The organism is Photobacterium sp. AWH4_225 (assembly GCF_056158405.1).
The window spans coordinates 1,538,090-1,560,381 of record NZ_JBSWTF010000001.1 but is presented as its reverse complement, the minus strand read 5'-3'; the positions used below and the strand labels follow the sequence as shown (position 1 = coordinate 1,560,381).

The window sequence follows — 22,292 nt, the reverse complement described above, 5'->3', positions numbered from 1 at the left end:
CCATGAAACTCAATACCTTACCCGAACGCATCCAAGCCCATAAACATGCGCTAATCAACATTGTAACGCCGCCTATTTGTACCGAGCGTGCCGAAGCCTATACCCGCGCTTACCGTGACAACGAAGACAAGCCGGTTGTGGTACAGCGCGCCTTGGCGCTGGCTGAGCACTTAAAAACCCGCAGCATCTGGATCAAGCATGATGAACTGATCATTGGTAACCAGGCCAGTAAGGTACGTGCCGCTCCTATTTTCCCCGAATATACGGTTCGCTGGCTCGAAGCAGAAATCGATGATCTGGCAGATCGCCCTGGGGCCGGTTTTGCTGTCACCGAAGAAGATAAACAAGCTATTCACGACTTAACGCCATATTGGCGCGGCAAAACCGTTCATGATCGTTGCTATGGTCTGTTTACGGAAGAACAAGAAGCCATTCTAGCCTCAACCATAATCAAAGCCGAAGGCAACATGACATCGGGTGATGCTCACCTGGCAGTGGATAACGAGAAACTTTTGAATATTGGCCTAGACGGTCTATTGGAAGAGACCCGTCATCACCGCAGCCAACTCGACCTCTCACGTTGGGAAGATCTTAAAAAAGATCAGTTCCTGAAATCTGTCGAGATCGTACTGGTTGCGATCCAAGAGCATATCCACAAATACGCCGACTTGGCCGAGACCATGTCTAAGGAAGATCCTCGCCAGCAACGTCGTGAAGAACTTCTTACTATCGCCAATAACTGCCGCCATATCGCCACCAACCCTCCACGCAGTTTCTGGCAGGCACTGCAGCTTTGTTATTTCGTCCAGTTGATGCTGCAGATCGAGTCTAATGGCCACTCTGTATCATTCGGCCGTATGGACCAATACCTACACCGTTTCTATCAGAAAGATATCGAACAAGAGGGCCATATCAGCCGAGAATTTGCCATGGAGCTTCTACAAAGCTGCTGGTTGAAACTGCTAGAAGTGAACAAGATCCGTTCAGGCAGCCACTCGAAGGCGTCGGCTGGTAGTCCGCTATACCAGAACGTGACGATTGGAGGTCAAAAACTCAATGAGCAGGGTGAACCGGAAGATGCGGTTAACTCCCTTTCATTGGCTATCCTGGAAACCTGTGGCCAGCTGCGCTCTACCCAACCGAACCTCAGCGTACGCTACCATGAAGGGCTCGACCAATCCTTCCTGATGGATTGTATCGAGGTGATCAAATGCGGTTTCGGCATGCCCGCTTTCAATAATGATGAAATCGTTATTCCGGAGTTCATCAAGCTCGGCGTTGAGCGCGAAGACGCGTTTAACTATTCGGCTATCGGTTGTATCGAAACTGCCGTACCGGGTAAATGGGGCTACCGCTGTACCGGCATGAGCTTTATGAATTTCGCTCGTATTATGCTGGCAGCACTGGATGGTGGCCGCGATGCAACAACGGGTCAAGCCTTCTTGCCACACGAGAAAAGCTTATCCAAAGGCAATTTCGAAAGTTTCGAAGACATCATGCAGGCGTGGCGGGATCAGGTTACTTACTACACCCGTAAATCAATCGAGATTGACTGTATTGTTGACTCTGTTCTCGAACAACAGGCGCATGATATTTTCTGCTCATCACTGGTTGATAGCTGTCTTGAGCGCGGTAAAACAGTTAAAGAAGGTGGTGCCAAGTATGACTGGGTATCTGGCCTACAGGTCGGCATTGCTAACCTTGGTAACAGCCTAGCGGCTATCAAGCATATGGTGTTTGATAACCCGCAGATCAGCCAGCCAGAACTCGCTGAAGCACTGGCTTCCGACTTTACCGGCAGCGAAGGCGAACAACTTCGTTTACGCCTGCAAAACTTCGCACCGAAATTCGGTAATGATGACGATATGGTCGACAACATGTTGGTCGAAGCCTACCAAGCGTATATTGACGCCCTGTCTGGCTTCAAAAACACCCGATATGGTCGAGGGCCAATTGGTGGTGGTTACTATGCCGGCACATCCAGTATCTCTGCCAACGTACCCTTCGGTGCCGCTACCATGGCAACTCCAGACGGCCGCCTAGCCAAAACTCCGTTGGCAGAAGGGTCGAGCCCGTCTTCGGGTACTGATATCAAAGGGCCTACGGCGGTGTATAACTCACTGGGTAAGCTGAAAACAGATAAAATCCTTGGCGGCGTGTTGCTAAACCAGAAGCTAAGCCCTGCTTCGGTTGCCTCTGACAGTGACAAGCTCAAGCTGAGCATGCTGCTGCGCACTTTCTTCAACCACCACAAAGGTTGGCATGTGCAATACAATATTGTCTCGCGCGATACCTTGCTGGCAGCCAAAGAAAACCCAGACCAATACCGAGACTTGGTGGTCAGGGTTGCAGGCTACTCAGCATTCTTTACCGCGCTGTCTCCTGAAGCACAGGATGACATTATCGCAAGGACCGAACATAACCTATAACTTATCCGCATAAACCTAGCCCGCCAAGATGCGGGCTTTGGTCCAACTTGTCTCTCAGGCCATGACAATGCCCGCCCAAAACGTTAAACTTTCATTAGAAATACATTCGAAATAGCAATCCGAAAGCTTTACTGTTCATAAGCTCAAACTTACTCCTCAACATTTTCGTGATTGCTGACAAGGACATTGAAAGCCTCATGAACCCACGCCATAGCGAAATCCTGCAACTTGTAAACCAAAACAGAAGAGTCTTAGTCGCCGAGTTATCAAGCCATACCGGGGTGTCGGAAGTGACGATACGCCAAGATCTGACCCAGTTAGAAAAACAAGGCTATTTGAAACGCGTCCATGGCGGAGCCACTGCGCTGCAAAGCGATGATATGAACGATAGGCTGAATGTCCGATTTGATATCAAGCAGCAACTTGCCCAGCGCGCCGCAGAGCTTGTCCAACCCGGAGAAACAGTCATGATTGAAGGCGGCAGTGCCAACGCCCTGCTTGCCCGTGAACTGGCCAACCGTGGTGATGTCACTATTATCACACCCAGCGCCTACATTGCAGGTATGATCCGTAAAAGCAAATGTGATGTGATTTTGCTTGGTGGTATCTATCAACCGCAGGGTGAAAGCCTAGTCGGGCCACTTACCCGACTGTGTATTGAGCACACCCACTTCAGCACCGCTTTCCTTGGCATTGACGGTTTTCACCCTGATACCGGCTTCACCAGCCGAGATATGATGCGGGCTGATGTTGCCAATGCCATCCTCAACAAAAACCAACGTAATATCGTGCTGACCGATGCCAGTAAATTTGGTCAGATTTTCTCCACCAGCATCGGTAAGCTCGACCAATTCTCTGTGCTGGTTACTAATAGCGGTATCGATGAAAGCGACTTAGCACTGCTGCGCAAACATCATGTCGCTGTCGAACTGGTTGATAACTGATAACTGGTTGATAGCTTATAGTTATTGCGCCCTGATGCCTTTACTTGGTACAGGGCCCTATCCGCTTTGAGCAACAACGAAACCCACTCTTGGCAGAGTTGTGCGGCGCTCGAGGTAAAAATCGCCCCCATCGAAACAGTGACCGAGTAGTCACCACAGCTCAGTGAAAAGTCTGCGGCAGTGATTTGCTGTTTGATTCGCTGAAGAACTCGTTCACTCTCGCTTTCACGACACGACACAACCATAATGAACTCTTCGCCGCCCCAACGGACGACCACATCACGCTGGCGAACTACTGACTTAAGTCGTTTAGCCATTTCCACCAGCACCTCATCGCCAACATTGTGACCGTAGTCATCGTTGAACTTCTTGAAGTGATCGATATCAATCACCACAACCAACCCGCCATGGCGATAGTCGGCAATCGGCATATTTTTCAACCAACGCTCAAGAAAACGCCGGTTGTGCAGCATTGTCAACGGATCTTTGTTTGATTGCGTCTCTAGCTGTGCATTGGATTGCTCAAGCACCTGCTTATCTTTGTTGAGCATGGAATAGCGCCGATATAACCAGTACAACAAGATAATAATCAATGCAGTACCGAGTTTGAGCATGTTCTCGCTGGCCTTTCGCTCGGCCAACCTTGATGAGGTCAGTGCATTTTCTGCCTTGAGCAACTGGATTTCTTTCTCTTTAACATGCGTGTCGTAGCGTTCTTGCATGTCAAAAAGCTCTTTCCTGCGTATATCGAAAAGATAGCTACGCCCTAACTCTGAGTACTTTTTGTAGTATTGAAGAGCCTGCTGGTAATCATCACGACTTTCGTAAATCTTTGCCAACAGCTCATAGACATAAATCATCCGGTGTTGGATTCGATTGGACTCATAGACCGCCAAAGCCAGCTTGGCATAGTACAGAGCTTGTTCGGTTCGCTGTGAAGAATAGAACGCTTCAGATAAACTCTCATGGCAGTTTGCTACCGAAATACCGTTCTTTCCGCCATGCCGCCTTGCCATAGCCAAACACTGTTCCGCCGCAGTCATTGCAGAAGGCTCATCGCCATGATCCAAGTGGAATGCCGATAAGTTTATCAATGCAATCGTCTTAATACGCACCGAGCGAGTTTTGCCCGATAACTTTAGTGCTTTATCCACATGAAACTTTCTTTGCCGTTCGTTCCCAAGGTATTTGTCTATAACACCCGCATTAATATGCAAAATTGATTCAATGTAGGCATTATTGATTGCGCTTCGACCATACCACTCGAAAGCTCGCTGGCTATAATGCGAAGCGGTCTCCCACTCTTCCATATTGATATAAACCGAAGCAATATTGGAAAGTAACCTCGCCAATTGCTGGTTATCAGAGCGAGAAGAAAAAATCTCATAAGCCTCTTGATACCTATCCAAGGCTTCATTGTAATTTGAGCGCTCAACATCAATATTGGCCAACCATTTCAAACTTCTCGCCAGCAGTAATTGGTAACCAATATGCTCTGCGTTAAGTTTTACTGACTCCAACTTGACTTGCGCCAAGGCATATTCCCGTTGATCCATTAAGGTCAAAGCATCGAGGAACATCACCTCAGCTTCCATCCAGGCTTCTCCCGAGCGCTGGGCGACTTTTTCCAATTGATCGATGAAAAAAACGATATCAACATCAGCGAGATCTTCAGCCTGTTCAATGTTGTAACGCCCAAGCCAATACAAGGCTTGCTCATTGTAGCTTGCCCCATCCTCTATCCGTTGTTTCAAATACACGTTTTGCTTGTTGGCAAGCGAAGGATTATCCCAAGATAAGTTGTAGTACTTGAGAAAAGGATTATCGGCATTGTCTACTTTGCTGGATAAATAGCATTGCTGTGCGGATTTATCACCACCAGCCAGAGCCTTCGGCGAAACAAAACCGCAAAAGAAAATGAAGAATAAACCAACAGTTAGCGCTTTAAGAGGAAAAGGTATCGGCATAGAATGATAGGCAATAAAATTCAACGTCTTCCATAATCGTGTTCCATCGAACAGTATTTTTAACAAAATTTGAGTTAGAAATACAGCAAACTTATGCAACTATCACAATCCGGTTGTAAAGTGAGTTATGCAGTAGTGGCATCTGAGCTTTCCTGCATTGTCGCCAGAGGGCATAGCAAGCACTTTCATGTGATCTTATTAACATTTTTCACTTTCAATTGTCGAAAATAACTATTCGCTTTTTTTGCTAAGCTATATCTCCTTTATTTAAAAACAAAAAAGAAAGCTGCATAGCTTCGGATATTTACGCACTCTTTGAACCCTAGTTTGAATTAATGTGAAATAAACAGAAATTTATTATTAGAGAATTATCACATTCAAGCTCGATGTTTTTTCTTAATCTATCTCTAACCAAGCGTATTTCTAAGCTTGGAATAAAAACAATTAAATACAAATAAATACATATAAACCATATTCCCAAGTCATATCTACACGCTTGGGTGTATAAATGGAGATACGATCATGCGCATAGTTTTAGCACTAGGCGGTAACGCCCTATTGGCTCGAGGCCAAGCCCTTACCGCTGAAAACCAAAGAGAAAATATCCAAAAAGCTGCAGCCAGTATTGCTGCAATTGCCAACGATCACGAAGTGGTGATTGTGCACGGTAATGGCCCACAGGTTGGCTTGTTGATGGAGCAAAACAGCGCTTATCAAGAGTACTCACCTGAAACTACGCCATACCCAATGGATGTATTAGGCTCACAGACCTGTGGCATGGTTGGTTATATGTTGCAGCAAGAGCTTCGTAATATTGACGCAAACCTCTCAGTTGCGACTTTGGTCACTCAGACCGAAGTCAGCAAAGATGATCCGGCTTTTGCCAACCCTACCAAGTTCGTTGGCCCGGTTTACACTGAAGAGCGCGCCAAAGAAATCATGGCAGTAAGCGACAAAGAATTTAAAGCGGACGGCCAATACTTCCGTCGTGTAGTTCCATCACCAATGCCTAAAGCAATTATTGAACAGCAGCAGGTTGAGACTTTACTGAAAAGCGGCAACGTTGTGATTGCTTGTGGTGGTGGTGGCGTACCCGTTTGCCGTCAGGAAGGCAAAATGGTCGGTGTCGAGTGTGTTATCGACAAAGACCTCACCGCTGAGCTATTGGCAGAAACCATCAACGCTGATCTATTCGTGATTCTGACTGACGGTTCCATCTACCGTAATTATGGGAAAGAAGATCAGGCTGAAATGAAAGTTGCTACTCCTGAAGGGCTGTCTCACTTTAACTTCCCAGCAGGCTCTATGGGACCAAAAGTCGATGCTGTGTGCCAGTTCGTCAATAGCGGTCGCGGCAATGCTGCTATCGGCTCACTGTTCGAGCTAGATAGAATCCTGACCAACGAAGCAGGCACATTAATCAAAGCTGGCGAAGGCATTGAGTACTACTAAGTTAAACTAGCTTTGGGTTAATTTTAATATTTAGCCTCTACTTTTCGTAGAGGCTAAATTATTATCACAGAGCGGGCAATTATCGCCGCACCATACTTCTCGCATTAGCCGCAACAATCAATCTATTCACCAATACTTTTTTCTTAGTATCAGCTACCGACTGTAGCTCACGAATAATTCGGTTGATTTCGCCATCTAGATATTTGGCATTTTTGGTTTTCACCATCGCCCGAATGACTTTTTCTGCATTGTCTGGCAATGGCTGCTGCATCGCCCACTTATAGCTGTATTTACTTCTGCCAATTACTACGTCATCACTTTGTTTACTACCACCAAGATTCAACGCTTTCGCTGCCGGAGTTTTCTTCACTTTATTTACCGGTGGCTCGGCCACATCCTGCTCGCGCCCCATCCTGCGACAGTATTCTTCTGCAACCGGGCTGGAGTAATAAGGTAGCGTACCTTGCTGGTATAGCTTCGCTCCCAAGTCCTGTGCCAGATTGATTTTGCCTTCCAGTACAAACCGACTGGCATTGGTTGCCTTAACCGATGGCTTATCCGGCATAGTGTAATAGACAAAGGCTTTTTCTTTCGCCCGGGTCAGTGCCACATACGCCAAACGACGCTCTTCTTCCAAATCAGCCCCTACCGTACCCGATGCACGATTCACATAGGGAAAAGCATCCTTGTCCCAAAACGGCAGGTGGACATGGTTATACTCACACCCTTTAGCCCGGAAGATTGTTGTCAGCTGGATCGAGTCTTGCGCATTCGCTTCATTAGAGCCTGTTGCATTTGAGCCAGTATTATTCTTTACGCTTTTCTGGTTAGACTGCTGAGTGTAATACTCGAAATACTGCAGCGCCTTTTCACAGCTCTGATCCATTGCTTCAAGCACAGTGGCGACGCTGTCTAGGCGCTCAATCGCTTCTTCTATCTCAGAGGCCGTCGCCTCTGTTTTCCAAATCCAGCTATCAAGCCCGCTTTCGTTACGGTATTGCTTATAGACGTCCGACGCCTTGAAACTGCCTTTTCTCATTAAGCGCTGCAAAAGCTCCAGACGTTCAATGAGATTATCCAACTTCAAAGTGGCATTGGCTTTTTCATAGCGGCCAATAAACGTTAGCCACTGCGAAGGCTCCATTCCCGCCAATTGTTCGCATAACGGCTTGAGGGATTTATTCGGTACATAACAATGCGGGAAACTCATCAGGCTGAACAATAACCCCGACTTCTGTGCAACATTCATTTCTGAAAAACGCGGTGTCGCCAACGTCGCCAACTCCATCAGCAACTTCACTTCACGGCTATGAGCCAATACTGATGGTACAGGCATTTGATACGGCAATTGCTTGCTGAGAAAAGCCAACTCAAACAACAGGGTTTGTGACCAGCGGCGAACCAAAATAGCCACATCAGAAGGCTTTCCGCCATCAGCAAGGTATTGCCCTATCGTATTGGCGATTTCACCCACCTGTCTTGAAGAACCACATTCTACAACTTGGGTATCGGAAATCCCTTCACCGGAGACAGTGAGGAACTCGCTGAAGCGTTCCTTGTTATTAGCAATCAGATGGCTAGCCGCTAGCGCTAAGCTATGACCGAAACGGAAAGTCTGCGACAGGGTATAGGTTTTCGCCGGGGCAAAGTCCTGCTCAAAGTTCAGCATAAACTGTGGCGCACTACCCCGCCATTTGTAGATACACTGGTCGACATCACCCACAGCCAACAACTGGGTTTGCGGCCCCAGCAACTGTTTTAGTAAGCGGTATTGGGCAGTGTTGATATCTTGGAACTCATCGACCACCACCAGCTTGCAGTGCTGGTGAAAGTGCTCACGAATCGCATCATCGTTTTCAAGCAGTTTGACTGTTTCCACCAGCCAGTCATCAAAAAACAACAAGCGCTGTTTCTTTCTCAGGCTTTCAAACTGCTCATAGGCATCGAGAATAAACAGGTAGTCCCGGTTGATTTCGGCAATCTTGAACACTTCATGCGGTGAGAGCATGTAGGCTTTCACTAACCCGATAAAGCTCAGCAGCAACTCAATGGTCTTCGGATCTTTGATCATCTGCTGGCGCTGGTAAGTCTTCTCAAGGCCTGAAAGCTCCCTCAAAATAGCCTTTACCAACGCCTTGTCACTTTCACCACTCTGGTAATCGACCCGATAGCCAGTATTGCGAATGAAGCCGGTTTGGTTGAGAAACTTCAAACAAAAACTGTGGAAGGTATGAACAGGTACCTGCGCCTGGATACCGGTATCACGCAACTTGGCCTGAAAATCGGTGCGAATATCGCGGTTGAACATCAACACCAGCATCTCTTCGGCAGGAATCGCTGCCAACTTTTGCTCAATCAGGCCCACCAATGTGGTTGTTTTCCCCGTCCCTGCCCCGGCAATACAAAGGGCATTCCCGTGCTGGTGTTGAATAAATGCCGATTGTTCACTGGTATAACGGGTCATGATGGGCCTTGCCTCAAAAAATGGAGTCTGATTTTGCCACACTTCAAGCCTGTCGCTTGAATAAAATATGACCACTTGAAATCGGTTCACATAAAATCATTCTTTGAATGAAATATAAATTTGCGCAAACGTTTGCTTTTCTAGCTGAAAGGCTATTCGAGTTCTGTTATCATCGCCCGCATTAAAGGTGTAACGACCTTGGCACAATAACCTAGGAACTATAACCTTGGGATTTACGACTACCCTTGGATTACCTAGTTTTGCCGCAACGTTTTACCTTCGTTTAACTTTTGAAATAGGAATTCGCCATGAGCCTTGCTGATCAAGTTCTCGCTGTAAATGATGACCTGCCAATCCGAACTGATAAACCCGTCCATAGTGGTAAAGTTCGTTCCGTCTACTGGTTAACCGAAGAAGATAGCCGCCGCCTGATCGCTGAAAAAGGCTACAACGTTCAGCCTGATGCCCCACTGGCTATCATGGTGATCAGCGATCGCATCTCTGCTTTCGATTGCATCTGGCATGCCGAAGGCGGCCTAAAAGGCGTACCGGGTAAAGGTGCTGCACTTAACGCCATTTCCAACCACTGGTTCAAGCTGTTCCGTGAAAATGGCCTTGCCGACAGCCACATCCTTGATATTCCGCACCCGTTTGTGTGGATCGTCCAAAAAGCCAAGCCAGTTATGGTTGAAGCGATTTGCCGCCAGTACATCACAGGTTCAATGTGGCGTGCCTACAGCCAAGGTGAGCGCAACTTCTGTGGTATTGAACTGCCAGAAGGTCTTGATAAAGATCAGAAACTGCCTGAGCTACTGATGACACCTTCCACCAAAGGCATTCTGACTGGAATTCCGGGTGTGCCTGAAGTTGATGATGTCAACGTAACGCGTGACGATCTGGTCAACAACTACGAAGCATTTAATTTCCGCAGCACTGACGACATCGGTCAATATGAAAAACTGCTTAAGGAAGGTTTTGATGTCATCAGCAAAGAGCTGGCAGCGCTGGATCAGATCTTTGTCGATACTAAATTCGAATTCGGATATGTGACCGATGCCGAAGGTAAAGAAAAGCTGATCTATATGGATGAAGTGGGCACACCAGATTCATCCCGTATCTGGGACGGCGAAGCATACCGCAATGGCGAAATCATCGAGAACTCGAAAGAAGGTTTCCGCCAGATGCTGCTGAACCACTTCCCAGATCCAGACATCCTATTGAACAAAGATCGCATGGATGAGCGTTTCGCTCTAGCCCGCGATAACGAGCTTCCTGTTGAGGCGCTGATGAACCTATCAAAGGTTTACACCGACATCGCCGAGAAGATCACTGGCGAAAAAATCCTGCTTTCTGAAAACCCGAAAGCAGAAATCGTTTCAGTGCTTCGCGAGCAATACGGTTTGATTGACTAGGATTACATTCCTTTATATAGAGCGCGTAATTGTTAAGAAAAAGGCAGCGTCTGTGCTGCCTTTTTTGTTTTCATTACCTTTCCGGTGACCATTAGTCATGGACAATTTGTTGCGTATTTTATACTGCATTTCATTAATCACCCAATAGCATATAAATCTTTAATTTCACAACAACACAGCAAAAAAGTTCAGCTTCAGATCACAAAAACACTCAACAAACGTTAACAATTACGTTACCACGCCGACATTATAACTATCTACTTTTTGTGCTTGTTGAGGGATCCAATGAAGTTTAGCCATAAAGTTGTCGCATCATCATCGGCAATACTATTGGTGGCACTCGCACTACTGTCAGCCAACCAATATTTTAATACTAAAAATCAAATCCAGTCTTTGGTTATGCAAAGCATGGAGGAAATCATTTCCGGCATGAGCAATACCGTCAATGCCGAACTGGAGAGCAAAAAGTCATTAGCGAGTTATACTGCCGGCTTAATCACCAGTGATATGACACTGGATCATATCCATACCGTGATTGAGCAACCCACTATCAAAAATACTTTTTTGCTCACGGGATTGGGATTTGAAAAAGACGGTAGCTTCACCAGTAATGACCCAAGCTGGGATCCGGGAGAATCTTGGGAACCACGAGCACGTCCTTGGTATATTGATAGCAAGCAGAAACGCGACACCATAATCACTGCGCCATATGCTGATTCTGTGACCAATGAGATTTTGGTTTCTATTGCCAGCCCATTAATCGCTAACGGCCAGTTCCAGGGTGCGATCTTTTTCGACATGAGCCTATCGAGCTTAGCCAATCTGGTTAACCAAGTCTCTTTGTTCAATGCTGGATACCTGTTCATCGTAGATGGAAGCGGGACAACTATCGCTCACCCCGATACGAAGTACAATGGCAAACCAATGACCGACTTTATTGGCAACCACTCGATTTCATCTGATGCTGTCCATGCTGAGCTGGACGGAAAAACTGTGACATTATCATTTAGTCAAATTGAAGGCCAAGAGTGGTATATCGGTGCCGTACTTGATGAGAGTGTTGCCTTTGCCGCAGTTAATCAATTACGCAGCGATGCCATTATCTACTCTCTTGTTGCTTTGATCGCAGGGATCATCGCCCTACTGCTGTTGATCAAGGTGTTGATGCGCCCGCTTGCTGATCTTAATACAGCAATACAAGATGTGGCTTCCGGACAGGGAGATCTAACCCGACGTCTTGATACCAACACCGATCAGGAGTTTGCCGTACTAGCGACAGGCTTCAATGCCTTCACTGAAAAACTACAAAACCTGATCCTACAATCTAAGTCTCTCAGCACAGATATTTTGCTCGGTACCGAACAAACTGCCGCAGGCGCTCAGCAATCCGCCTCCGCGATGTCAAACCAACTCAAAGAGCTCGATCAGTTAGCAACAGCGATGCATGAGATGGCAGCGACGTCGGTTGAGGTGGCCAATAATGCTCAGGGCGCTGCGACAGCCGCGCAGCAGGCTGATGAAGCTGTCCAGGATGGCGGACGCATTGTCTCCCACACTGCCAGTGCTATTTCCGATCTGTCTGCACAAATTGATGAGGCAGTCGAAGTCGTTAGGCAGCTAGAAGCTTCGACAGGCAATATTGAATCCATACTTAAGGTTATCAACGAAATCGCCGACCAAACCAATCTGCTTGCCCTTAATGCCGCTATTGAAGCTGCGCGAGCAGGTGAGTCAGGCCGAGGCTTTGCTGTTGTCGCGGATGAAGTACGAACGCTGGCGCAAAGGACACAAGAATCCACGACTGAAATTCGCCAAATGATAGAGCAGCTTCAGTCAGGTGCAAGCTCTGTAGCAAGTGTGATGGGTGTGAGTAAAGAAACTGCAGCTTCAACCGTGGAGAAATCTCAAGAGGCCGACGAAGCATTGGTCAGGATCAGTGGTGCTATCCAGCAAATCAACGATATGAACCTGCAAATTGCTTCAGCTGCTGAAGAGCAAAGCTTGGTGGCAGAGGAAATCAATACCAACACATTAAACATCAAGGAGTTGAGTGTTCAGGTCTCTGACGCTGCAGCGGCAGCCGATCAGGCTTTAGAAGAGCAAATTAGCAAAGTGCGTGAGCAAGACTCAATCATGAATAAGTTTGTTGTTTAAGGTCGCCGTTCAAGGAGTTTAATCCAAACTTACGAATAAAATAAGGCAGCCAATTGGGCTGCCTTATTTTTTAGCTACTGGCACCACGCTATTGTAATCTCACCGGCACCTGTAATTCAGTCAAAAACTCATCGGGATTATCCGTTTCATGGATATCGATTTTGTACAGTTCGATTGCCGGGCCATTCATCGTCAATCCGTTTTCCGCCATATAGGCTTTAACTCTATCGTAATGACGCACGATATCTTCCATCTCGTCGTGTCCCCAGAAATCAAGGCAAATATACTGCCCAGCTTCCAAGGTATAATCGCCATTATCATCCAAGATAAAGCTCTCAGCATACGTTCCATAATTTCCGGCATCAAAATGGCGCTGAGAAATCCGGGCACCGGCATTACCAAAACCGGTATAGCGAGTTTCCTCACCATATTTATCGGCTTCAATTTCCTTGTGCAAACGATCAACATCCCAGAAAGACGAGACCTGTTTCTTACTAATCCAGCACTTTCTTTCTGGCAAGGTACGCAGCGTTATCTCCATATCATCTGGCGTTTGCTTGGTCGCTACTAAATGCCGCTTCCTTAACTGGAGATCTTGCTTCAGCCCCTGCAATTCCGCTTGCTGTTGTTCGATAGCTTCCAGTTGCAATTCAATCAGCGACTCACTCTTACCAATCGTACGATCCGTTAAATGATCTTTGATATCCAGTAAACCAATATCCAAATGGCGTAATGTACGGATGACATTGAGTTTCCAGATCTGCCGGTTGGAATAGTAACGGTAGCCGTTATCCTTAACGTACTCGGGCTCAAGTAGTCCAATTTTTTCATAGTGGCGTAAGGTATCTACGCTGACATCATACAGTTTGCTGATTTGGCCAATTCGATACAGTTTCATAAGGATGCTTACTTTTGTACACGTCTGTTAATTCGTACAAACAATAAGGCACTCGAAAATTCAATTCTGTGCGAATCGCACAAACAGTTAAAAAACCGTGTTAGACTCTTTAAAACATCAACACTGATAGCCGACACTTTCGAAGATGAATCGCGATGGGTATAACGGACGAATATCAAAAACAGCTAGCTAAGTACCTAGACCCAAAACTGTATCCTAGCTTGACGAAGCTATTTCAAGAATCTGGACGAATTACTACCCACCCCAAAGGCTCGATCATTGTCGGCCAAAATGTTGCGATGACAGATATTTGTGTCATGTTGTCGGGGGACGTAGAGGTTTACTATGTCGATCAGCATGGGATGCTGTACATCATGGCAGAACTCAGCGCAGGTAACTGGCGAGGCGAAGTTGAGTTTTTAGAGCCGGGCTCGGTAGGAGTATTCAGTAAGGCGCTCACTGAAGTTGTTGAGCTGCAAATCTCCTATACCACCTTAAGGCAAAGTAATGTCCCAAAAGCAGAGTTATATGAATTTATCGCCCGCAATTTAGGCAGCAGAATAAAGCTTGCGCATAAAACTTATCAGCAACGAACCATCTATACCCTTGAAGAGCGTATACTCGCTCAGCTCAATACTTTAGCTGACTCGTCACGTTGTGTGGATATTACACAGGAAAAGTTGGCGGCTTATATGGGAGCAAGTCGATATCAAATTATCCGTGCACTCAAAAAGCTTGAAGCTAAAGGGCTTGTCGCAAGAAAAAGCTACGGTGTGTTAGAGCTGCTAGAAGAGAAGCACAGATAAAGAATCTAAATCGCCGTGTCGCTAAACCATAAAGAGCTACACGCATGTAGCTCTTCATAGGTTGTTTGGACTGACTATGAATATTACTCGGTATATTCAAGTGAAGAGTGATGCAGCGCGATACGCAATGCACCAGCATCATCTTTAACAAACTTCCAAGTCTTATCTACGCTGGTCTGGTTGCCTTCACCATCAGTGAAATGGACTTTACCCATTGTGCTGGCACTGTTTCCTGTGATGAAGACACCGGCGTTTTCAACTTCACAGGCTTTCCAGTTCTTTAGCGCAAAACCCGTGTCCTGTGGAAATGCCTCATCACCCCCAACAAAATACGACAATGCCCCTTCTGGCGTGGTGCGGAAAGTTTGTGGATTAACCGTCAGGGTTGGTTTGAATAGCACTGTCCCCATTTGATATGCATAGGCCCCCTCGATAACTTCTTCTGCCAATGTTTTAGCGGCTTCATGCCCATTTTCGGTATAGGTCGTGCTGATATCAACCAATGCCTGACACCAACCATGCTGGGCAGCCAATACTTCATCTTCTGTCACCGCTTGATTAACAACAACACTGGCGAAAGCCGACGTTGAGAAAGAGAGTAATGCAACCGTTTTAATCATCGTTTTAAATTTCATAATAGTTACCTAAATAAAAAGTGGTAGGCATAAAACCAAGGGAAAATAAAACTTATTAATACCCTTATGTTTAATGATGTTTATTCTGAATTCTAGGTTCGTAAACTTAACTTTGGTTCGTGAACTTAAACTACCCACAATTATTTAAAACGAATAGCAGAGTTGAAATATATTTCAGGCTCTGTACAGAAATACCGTTTAAACGTAGAAAACTTAAACTCGGAAGTATCAAGGGCTTTCATTGCGATACAAAACATGAACTTACACTTCAAAATGTAAATTCAATGATGAAAAAGTCACACAGTCAAAAAATCGAATATTGTTCTACTATATCACTTGACTCTGGAATGGTTCAAGATATTAGACTAGCCATATTGCAGTTTGATTTATAACTTTAGTGAAGATAATTAATTACACCAACTATTTATTAGCGTTAATTTATCCTAGTAGGTAAATAGTGTTATCCAGTCACTATTTTTGGTTTTTTTATTATCTTCACGTGTTGGCAAGTATATAAGTCAAGTGTAATTTTCGTACCTTGTTCTAAGTAGGTCATTGTAATGACTGATTTGCCCCATGTGTCTCTCCTTTGCACTTGGGGCTTTTTTTTCATTGAGCATTGGTGTTCATCAGTTAGATTGTTTTTTTGCAATCAGCAAGATTCTTTGGCACGCGCACAAGCTAAGTTTTCTAGTTTGCGCATTCAGTATTAAGACATAGATACCTATGGGATTTACGAGCTATTTGGGATATTACATTTAAAAACAACATACTTGTATAGCACTTCAGTCACTTGAAAGATAAAAACCAGTTTTTATCCCAGGATTCAAATATACTGACTTTCTCTTTTACTCCTCATTACTACCCTTTACCTAGCTTTACTTTCAGTTAACAAAACTTGAATAACCCTTAAGTAATAATGGCTTTATACCAAAAATAAAGCTCAGCAAGTAAAGGACTATTCCAATGAAAAGCAACCAACCGTTATCCAACCAGACCATTATCTTCCACTGGCTGACCGGACTCAGCTTCATCGCGACATTCGCCATTGGTTTTTACCTAGTCGATTTGCCTCGTAGCCCAGAAAAATTTGAATTACTTGGCTTGCACAAGTCATTCGGGGTAGCGGTATTGGTTGTTGCCCTGCTTAGGGTTCTTTGGCGGTTAAAAGAAGGGCCTATCCAATGTGCAACCGCAGGTACAGAGGCAGGCGCAAATTGGCAGGTAAAAGCCGCGGCAATCGTTCACTATACCTTACTGGTAAGCACCCTGTTAATGCCTATATCTGGCATTATCATGAGCGTAGGCGGTGGCCATTCCGTTGCATTTTTTTCAATTGAGCTTATTGCTGGCGGGGAAAAAACTGAGTGGGTAAATAGTTTAGGTAAAAGCCTGCATTTCTACGCCTCACGTATTGTCATGATCACCTTAGCCCTACATGTGGCAGGCGCACTGAAACACCACTTTATCGATAAAGATAATACGCTGACCCGCATGCTTCGCATCAAAAAAGGAAAAGGCATCCAACACTCTGCAACACAGAACTAAGCTCATTAACGCGTCAAAGAAAAGAGGCTGGTCTCCGCCAGTCTCTTTTTATAAAGCTTTACCAAATACCAAATTCCAATCGGCAATCAGAGCTTGCGACCAAGCCGTTTCTCAACCTGGCGTTTCTCCCACTCAGCACCAAAGAAGTTGAATACCTCGAAGGCGCTCAAGCCATGTGACACTATCCCTATCCCCCAGCCCATCGCTGGCCACCATGCCCAGATATAGCTCGGATCTGTCATGAAGTTAATGACGAACAACATGGCGATCACCATGACATAAGTGATCAGGTGAGAGTAAAACCCTTTTATTTCCCTGACTTGCTCGATAGCTTTCATTTCATCTTGGGTGATTTTTGTATTTTCGCTTGTGTGTGTTTGCTCGTTCATAATTGGCTCTCCCTGAAGATCGGTAACTGGAATTTCAAACACAGCAGCCAATGATTTTAACGATTCCAACCCTGCCTTATGGCCCCTTTCTATACGCTGGATAGTCCGAACACTCAAACCAGATAACTCAGAGAGATGCTCTTGAGACCAACCACGTTGTAGTCTTAGCTTTCTGACAATCATTGTAGAATCCTTTCTGCTGTTTGAATCAACCGTACTTTTCTTCATGGCAAAAAAGAACGACACAAACCCGACAGTCACCTGACATCACTATTTTTTCAATCACTTATAGTAGCTAATGTCATCAAAATGACAGGTCTTTACGTTAGCTTTTGACGCTAAGTATTATTGTGCCAGCAATTATTTATGTATACCTCATCAGATATCCCATACTGGCTCACAACTTTCTTGGTAACGAGATGAAAAGAAAAGGGCCACTGGGTAATACCCAATGGCCCTTCGTTAATTTAGATTTTGAGTTCGAGAAGAGTGCTGTTTAAACCGTTGTCTTCACTGGCTCTGCATCTCCATCAGTTTGCTCTGAAGATACTTTACCGTGGAATTTCTTCTCCCAGAAATCAGCATTCTTGATACCAAGCTTAACAGGGTCGAAAGTGAATTCTGTCACGCCAGCTTTCTGCTGTTCTTCGTAATCTTTCAGCGCTTTAAGTGCTGGCTTCGATAGGAAGAAGATGATCAAGATACCCACAATGTTTAGCCATGCCATCAGGCCAACACCCACATCACCCATCGCCCAAGCAAGGTTGGCCGTCTTCACTGTTCCGTAGAACACAGCAACCGTTAGGATGACTTTCAGCACGAACATCATACCCGGGAATTTCACTGTACGGCGGATGTAAGCAATGTTGGTTTCTGCAATGTAGTAGTAAGCAAGAATGGTAGTAAAGGCAAAGAAGAACAGTGCAAAGGCAATGAACGGTTTACCGATACCAGGCATTGCACTTTCAATCGCCATCTGGGTAAAGACTGGGCCGTTAGCACCAATGTCTGCCGCTAGGTTCTGGACTAAGAACGCACCTTCTGCACCACCGTGTACGTTGTAAGCACCAGTGATAAGAATCATGAACGCAGTAGCAGAACAAACTAGCAGTGTATCGATGTAGATTGAGAAAGACTGTACCAGACCCTGTTGCGCCGGGTGCTGTACATCAGCAGCCGCTGCAGCGTGAGGACCTGTACCCTGACCCGCTTCGTTAGAGTAAACACCACGTTTCACACCCCAACCGATTGCAGCACCGACACCCGCCATTGGCGTAAAGGCATCACCGACAATCATCATAAAGATGCTTGGCACCATGTTGATGTTCAGTAGGATGATAATGAAAGCAATAACGATGTAGGCTAGCGCCATGAAGGGAACAACAACCTGGGTGAAGCTCGCAATACGCTTAACACCACCGAAGATGATGAAGGCTAGGATAATTGAAACGAAAGTACCGGTTACAATTTTCGCTAGGCTGATTGTACCAATAGTGGTCTCAATCATCTGGCCTGGACCAAATGCCGCTTCAACCGCATTACCGATACTGTTTGACTGTACACCAGGAAGAAGCACACCACAGGCAAAGATTGTAGCAATTGCGAAGATCCACGCGTACCACTTCTGCCCCATCGCCTTTTCAATGTAGTAAGCCGGACCACCACGGAACTGGCCATCTTCATCTTCTTCTTTATAAATCTGCGCCAATGCAGATTCACTGTATGCTGTTGCTGCACCAAGGAAAGCAACAACCCACATCCAGAATACCGCACCCGGACCACCGAAACCGATTGCCGCAGCAACACCTGCAATGTTACCTGTACCAACACGCCCAGAAAGGGAAACGGCTAATGCCTGGAAAGAGGAAATACCCTGAGCGGAACTTTTACCGGATAACAGTAGGCGCCACATTTCACGGAAGTGACGAAGCTGAACAAAACGGGTGGTAATGGAGTAAAACAGACCTGCGCCCAGGCACAGATAAATCAGCACCGGGCTCCAAATTATTCCATTAAGAAAATCTACTAACGACTGCATTAAAAAACTCCCTGTATGATTGGTTAATGCTTCGTCAGTATAATAATCACATTGTAACCCTATTGTTAAATATTTTATTTCATCATGCAATTTAGCGTGATCTACAGCCCATAAATTGGAGGGTATCGCGATAAAGCAGAGAAAGCTCCTACCAGTTAGCGTGATCTGGGTCGATTTATCTGATTCCATTGCTACGGAAATGTTATTTAGCTGTTTAAAAACCAAGCAAACAAACCCAAAAATTCCCGTTTGCTCACAATTTTACGCTGCCGCCTAACCTCATTCCGACTTACGCCAACTCGGTTTTGAAAAGGGGTTGAACATGAGATATGAACTTGATTGAATTCAAAAACCAAAGAAAAAACCAGCACTTATCATGCTGGTCAATTATATTGAAGGCTAACCACTACCCTGTAGCGACAATTAACCAAATCACGTTGCTAAGCCCAAGCAGGATCAGATGTAAAGCTAACATTAATCCAATGCTTGCTCTTGAGCGTGTCAGCAACCTTAGCAATATCACTGCGAATCGTGTCCATATCTTTAACAGTAAGCGCATCATTAGGTGGCATTAAAAAGTTAAGTTCGATGTTCAGCTCCCTGCCTATAGAGACCATCCTCAACTTGTAGGTGGCATTGAGTCTTTGTGCATACTCGGCGGCAACAATCTCTATCGGAATTCGGAGTTCGTTGTTGGTTTTCACCAACATCATTTCCTTACCTGCTGCCAGCATGCTTTTCAGTGGCAAAAAGATAAACAAGTTTGAGGCAACCAGTACCATCACTGGGTCAGCATAATCGACAAACACACCCCATTGAGTATTTTTCAGCAAGAGTGCTGCAGTAAATCCTGCCAGCACACCAAGACTGAGTAACAAATCTCCTACCCATTGGTTCTTCTCAGCCTCTAAAATAGCAGAGCCTATTTGTCGATTCCGCTCCCTCAACAAGAAGGCAATAATTGCACAACCAACTGTGCTGATACCGGCATATAAAATAGCGGGGCCGGGATCAACTGGTGCGCCCCCCGATATAATGTCTGATACTGCGCCTGCCGATGAGTAGGCACACATTCCTATCAAGGTAAGCGACTTGAACACTATCAGCATGGGCTCGAAATGGGCTTTTCCGAACGGAAACTTAGAATTAACCGATTCCGATGATTGTGCCACCAGCTTTAAAACAATAAGAGACAGGCCGCTGAGGCCGACGCTGATCAGGGAATAAGTACCATCAAAGGTAATCATACTGGAATCAGCCAATATTCCCCATACAATACCCAACACAGAAAAGAAGAAGGTAACTGCAATGGATATGATAATTAATCTTTGTTCCTGCATATGAATCTATGCCTTAAGCCTGTTAGGCATTAATAGTTATAATCAACCAATATCGGCAATTTGACTTCATGTAGTGCTAGCCAAGAACGTATTTTTGACTTCGCTTTTGGGATAATTTGATAACTGGAAAACAGCTGACCACATGAGCCTTTATCACTAGTGCCCATTTCTCTTGCCGTCAACAGACCTTTGCTTATCAATGCCTTTAACACAGACTCTTCAATTGTGTAGATACCCAGCGTATTTTTATAGCAAGGAAGTTCTTCAAAGTTTAAATCAGATAACCAGACACCTATATTCTCATCAACCACATAAGCAGCTTCACCTTGGTGATATTCCAATGCATATAGAGAAATGATTGCAGAAAGCTCTTCTTCTGTTAAAGACGAGATACAAGCCTTGTAATAATCTTTTGACATTTTAAATAATAGCCACAATAAAACGCTGAATGGATTTATTGTGGCTACCCTTATTTCAAACAATATAAATCAATATGAAGTTAACAACTAAAACCGATACTTAGTCGAACGTGTAATACAAAGTGGCGCCTGCTCCACCTAAGTAATTCAGCGTTTGTGCCGCTTCCCCATGGACAAGCTCGATATCAGCACCAGCCTGTACCCCTTTGATCAGTAACTGGTCAAACTCATCACTCTCTATCGGGTACGGAATATAAAGCGTTTTTACCTGGCCCAAAGACAGAGCTTCGAGAACAGCCTCTTTACCCACTGCCGCCCTTCCGCATGTTTCGCGGCGAATGATAAGTTGCTTCATTTTATATACGTCGTCCAACGACTCGTGTTCGTCAGCAATCATCTTCACCGTTTCTAGGATCTGGTTATGAGTTGCTTCAAACGGGATAGGCTCAATAGAAACGACCTTATCCGATACAGTGTGGTGCAATGCATGGCTGACACTGTTAGCAATCTTCAAGTTACCACCAAATACAATGCGATCGAATTCGCTGTTTTCCATGAAGTAAGCATTGATCTCTTCAGCTGCCTCACGGATCACACGACGCTCTGCATCAAGCGCTCGTCTTTCGGATGCTTGGGTTCGTGCCTTACGGCCACCAGGCCTTAGGAACACACCTGTATCAATACCTGATTCCAATACTCCCTCTTCCAACTCTGCTGGTAAATCAACAGAGAGAATCCGATGCTCTGTCTCAGAGAAAAGGATAACGAGATACTTTCCGTAACGATGAAGAAGAGAGAGTAGCTGCTTTACCTGTGGGATACCGTAGTATGCTTTGGTCTGCACAGGCAGTGGCAACTGCACCACAAAATCTTCTTCAAAGTCGGTGAAAATTGCAATAGAACGCCCTTTCAACTCCAAAGACTCGACCTTGTCGATAATCCGGTTTTCGACAGCTTTCCAAGTTAGTTCCGAGTCGATTTCAGTGAGAATATCATCACCGTATTTCTCAGCTAGCTCGCTAAGCTGGTTTCTAACTTCGATAAGCCAGGCAGGACGCTCTTTGTGGTTCGCTGGGTTCTTCATATCAATATTGATATAAAGGGATAGCATGTCTGAATCCTGAGCTTTTCTAGTACTAATGTAGTTATTCAGAACATCAAAAATATCTTGGATATTGTTCTTCATTGTAAGTCTCTCTAAATCGCAATGTAATTAAAGCAAGCTGATTCGGGGGGTACAAATAACCACTTACTTTATGGCGAGGTAGTTACCTCTCAAATTTCGCTGAGCATGATAAAGTCTCGAATGACACGAGAGTCAACAAACAAAAAAACCGACAAGTGTTACATAATATTTCACAGGGAAAGTAAAGTTATCAAAACGGCAAGATAAACAA

16 protein-coding genes are annotated in these 22,292 nt (G+C 45.2%); 7 read left to right on the top strand and 9 right to left on the bottom strand.

Annotated features, from left to right (window positions below):
- Window positions 1-2: 2 nt before the first annotated feature.
- Window positions 3-2,429, top strand: a complete 2,427-nt coding sequence (locus ACXAD4_RS07500) for a formate C-acetyltransferase/glycerol dehydratase family glycyl radical enzyme (protein ID WP_475240203.1) — start codon at window positions 3-5, stop codon at window positions 2,427-2,429.
- Between the two features lie 197 nt (window positions 2,430-2,626).
- The gene (locus ACXAD4_RS07495) at window positions 2,627-3,373 is read left to right on the top strand and encodes a DeoR family transcriptional regulator (protein ID WP_475240201.1); all 747 of its coding nucleotides are present in this window, start codon (window positions 2,627-2,629) and stop codon (window positions 3,371-3,373) included.
- On the opposite strand, the gene ACXAD4_RS07490 is transcribed toward ACXAD4_RS07495, so the two are convergent.
- A complete protein-coding gene (locus tag ACXAD4_RS07490) occupies window positions 3,343-5,364 on the bottom strand; it encodes a tetratricopeptide repeat-containing diguanylate cyclase (protein WP_475240198.1) in 2,022 nt (673 codons plus the stop codon). The genes ACXAD4_RS07495 and ACXAD4_RS07490 overlap by 31 nt on opposite strands.
- Before the next feature lie 498 nt (window positions 5,365-5,862).
- Between ACXAD4_RS07490 and ACXAD4_RS07485 the strand changes: the two genes are divergently transcribed.
- Window positions 5,863-6,792, top strand: coding sequence for a carbamate kinase (locus tag ACXAD4_RS07485; RefSeq protein ID WP_475240196.1), 930 nt, complete (start codon window positions 5,863-5,865; stop codon window positions 6,790-6,792).
- 79 nt (window positions 6,793-6,871) lie between these two features.
- Here the strand turns inward: ACXAD4_RS07485 and ACXAD4_RS07480 are convergent, their stop codons facing one another.
- Complete coding sequence (locus tag ACXAD4_RS07480; protein WP_475240194.1) at window positions 6,872-9,256, bottom strand: ATP-dependent helicase; 2,385 nt, start codon at window positions 9,254-9,256, stop codon at window positions 6,872-6,874.
- Window positions 9,257-9,564: 308 nt separating this feature from the next.
- On the opposite strand from ACXAD4_RS07480, the gene ACXAD4_RS07475 reads away from it, so the two are divergent.
- Together ACXAD4_RS07475 and ACXAD4_RS07470 are read left to right on the top strand one after the other, a co-directional pair.
- Window positions 9,565-10,668 (top strand): phosphoribosylaminoimidazolesuccinocarboxamide synthase, encoded by a 1,104-nt coding sequence (locus ACXAD4_RS07475; RefSeq protein WP_475240192.1) that lies wholly within the window; start codon window positions 9,565-9,567, stop codon window positions 10,666-10,668.
- Between the two features lie 285 nt (window positions 10,669-10,953).
- A complete protein-coding gene (locus tag ACXAD4_RS07470; protein ID WP_475240190.1) occupies window positions 10,954-12,822 on the top strand; it encodes a methyl-accepting chemotaxis protein in 1,869 nt (622 codons plus the stop codon).
- Window positions 12,823-12,910: 88 nt separating this feature from the next.
- Here ACXAD4_RS07470 and ACXAD4_RS07465 read toward each other — a convergent pair whose 3' ends face one another.
- Window positions 12,911-13,720 (bottom strand): MerR family transcriptional regulator, encoded by an 810-nt coding sequence (locus tag ACXAD4_RS07465; RefSeq protein ID WP_475240188.1) that lies wholly within the window; start codon window positions 13,718-13,720, stop codon window positions 12,911-12,913.
- 155 nt (window positions 13,721-13,875) lie between these two features.
- On the opposite strand from ACXAD4_RS07465, the gene ACXAD4_RS07460 reads away from it, so the two are divergent.
- The gene (locus ACXAD4_RS07460) at window positions 13,876-14,526 is read left to right on the top strand and encodes a Crp/Fnr family transcriptional regulator (protein ID WP_475240185.1); all 651 of its coding nucleotides are present in this window, start codon (window positions 13,876-13,878) and stop codon (window positions 14,524-14,526) included.
- An 83-nt stretch (window positions 14,527-14,609) separates the two neighbouring features.
- Here ACXAD4_RS07460 and ACXAD4_RS07455 read toward each other — a convergent pair whose 3' ends face one another.
- Entirely contained in the window at window positions 14,610-15,161 is a 552-nt protein-coding gene (locus ACXAD4_RS07455) for a phosphoribosyl-AMP cyclohydrolase (RefSeq protein ID WP_475240183.1), read from the bottom strand.
- Between the two features lie 966 nt (window positions 15,162-16,127).
- On the opposite strand from ACXAD4_RS07455, the gene ACXAD4_RS07450 reads away from it, so the two are divergent.
- Window positions 16,128-16,709, top strand: coding sequence for a cytochrome b (locus ACXAD4_RS07450; protein ID WP_475240181.1), 582 nt, complete (start codon window positions 16,128-16,130; stop codon window positions 16,707-16,709).
- An 86-nt stretch (window positions 16,710-16,795) separates the two neighbouring features.
- Here ACXAD4_RS07450 and ACXAD4_RS07445 read toward each other — a convergent pair whose 3' ends face one another.
- From ACXAD4_RS07445 to ACXAD4_RS07425, 5 genes are all read right to left on the bottom strand, one after another.
- A complete protein-coding gene (locus tag ACXAD4_RS07445) occupies window positions 16,796-17,281 on the bottom strand; it encodes a 2TM domain-containing protein (protein ID WP_475240178.1) in 486 nt (161 codons plus the stop codon).
- 313 nt (window positions 17,282-17,594) lie between these two features.
- Window positions 17,595-19,136, bottom strand: coding sequence for an alanine/glycine:cation symporter family protein (locus tag ACXAD4_RS07440; RefSeq protein WP_222549055.1), 1,542 nt, complete (start codon window positions 19,134-19,136; stop codon window positions 17,595-17,597).
- Between the two features lie 440 nt (window positions 19,137-19,576).
- Complete coding sequence (locus tag ACXAD4_RS07435; protein ID WP_475240175.1) at window positions 19,577-20,476, bottom strand: cation diffusion facilitator family transporter; 900 nt, start codon at window positions 20,474-20,476, stop codon at window positions 19,577-19,579.
- 29 nt (window positions 20,477-20,505) lie between these two features.
- Window positions 20,506-20,895 carry a hypothetical protein gene (locus ACXAD4_RS07430; protein WP_222549053.1) on the bottom strand — a complete coding sequence of 130 codons (390 nt, stop codon included), beginning with the start codon at window positions 20,893-20,895 and terminating at the stop codon, window positions 20,506-20,508.
- A gap of 100 nt (window positions 20,896-20,995) precedes the next feature.
- Window positions 20,996-22,081, bottom strand: a complete 1,086-nt coding sequence (locus tag ACXAD4_RS07425; protein ID WP_475240172.1) for a baeRF10 domain-containing protein — start codon at window positions 22,079-22,081, stop codon at window positions 20,996-20,998.
- Window positions 22,082-22,292: the final 211 nt, after the last annotated feature.

Bases quoted from the DNA above. Each gene is read 5' to 3' on its own strand.
- ACXAD4_RS07460 (WP_475240185.1), top strand. From the start codon at position 13,876: ATGGGTATAACGGACGAATATCAAAAACAGCTAGCTAAGTACCTAGAC.
- ACXAD4_RS07465 (WP_475240188.1), bottom strand. From the start codon at position 13,720: ATGAAACTGTATCGAATTGGCCAAATCAGCAAACTGTATGATGTCAGC.
- ACXAD4_RS07445 (WP_475240178.1), bottom strand. From the start codon at position 17,281: ATGATTGTCAGAAAGCTAAGACTACAACGTGGTTGGTCTCAAGAGCAT.
- ACXAD4_RS07435 (WP_475240175.1), bottom strand. From the start codon at position 20,476: ATGCAGGAACAAAGATTAATTATCATATCCATTGCAGTTACCTTCTTC.
- ACXAD4_RS07450 (WP_475240181.1), top strand. From the start codon at position 16,128: ATGAAAAGCAACCAACCGTTATCCAACCAGACCATTATCTTCCACTGG.
- ACXAD4_RS07425 (WP_475240172.1), bottom strand. From the start codon at position 22,081: ATGAAGAACAATATCCAAGATATTTTTGATGTTCTGAATAACTACATT.
- ACXAD4_RS07470 (WP_475240190.1), top strand. From the start codon at position 10,954: ATGAAGTTTAGCCATAAAGTTGTCGCATCATCATCGGCAATACTATTG.
- ACXAD4_RS07500 (WP_475240203.1), top strand. From the start codon at position 3: ATGAAACTCAATACCTTACCCGAACGCATCCAAGCCCATAAACATGCG.
- ACXAD4_RS07475 (WP_475240192.1), top strand. From the start codon at position 9,565: ATGAGCCTTGCTGATCAAGTTCTCGCTGTAAATGATGACCTGCCAATC.
- ACXAD4_RS07455 (WP_475240183.1), bottom strand. From the start codon at position 15,161: ATGAAATTTAAAACGATGATTAAAACGGTTGCATTACTCTCTTTCTCA.
- ACXAD4_RS07480 (WP_475240194.1), bottom strand. From the start codon at position 9,256: ATGACCCGTTATACCAGTGAACAATCGGCATTTATTCAACACCAGCAC.
- ACXAD4_RS07430 (WP_222549053.1), bottom strand. From the start codon at position 20,895: ATGTCAAAAGATTATTACAAGGCTTGTATCTCGTCTTTAACAGAAGAA.
- ACXAD4_RS07440 (WP_222549055.1), bottom strand. From the start codon at position 19,136: ATGCAGTCGTTAGTAGATTTTCTTAATGGAATAATTTGGAGCCCGGTG.
- ACXAD4_RS07495 (WP_475240201.1), top strand. From the start codon at position 2,627: ATGAACCCACGCCATAGCGAAATCCTGCAACTTGTAAACCAAAACAGA.
- ACXAD4_RS07485 (WP_475240196.1), top strand. From the start codon at position 5,863: ATGCGCATAGTTTTAGCACTAGGCGGTAACGCCCTATTGGCTCGAGGC.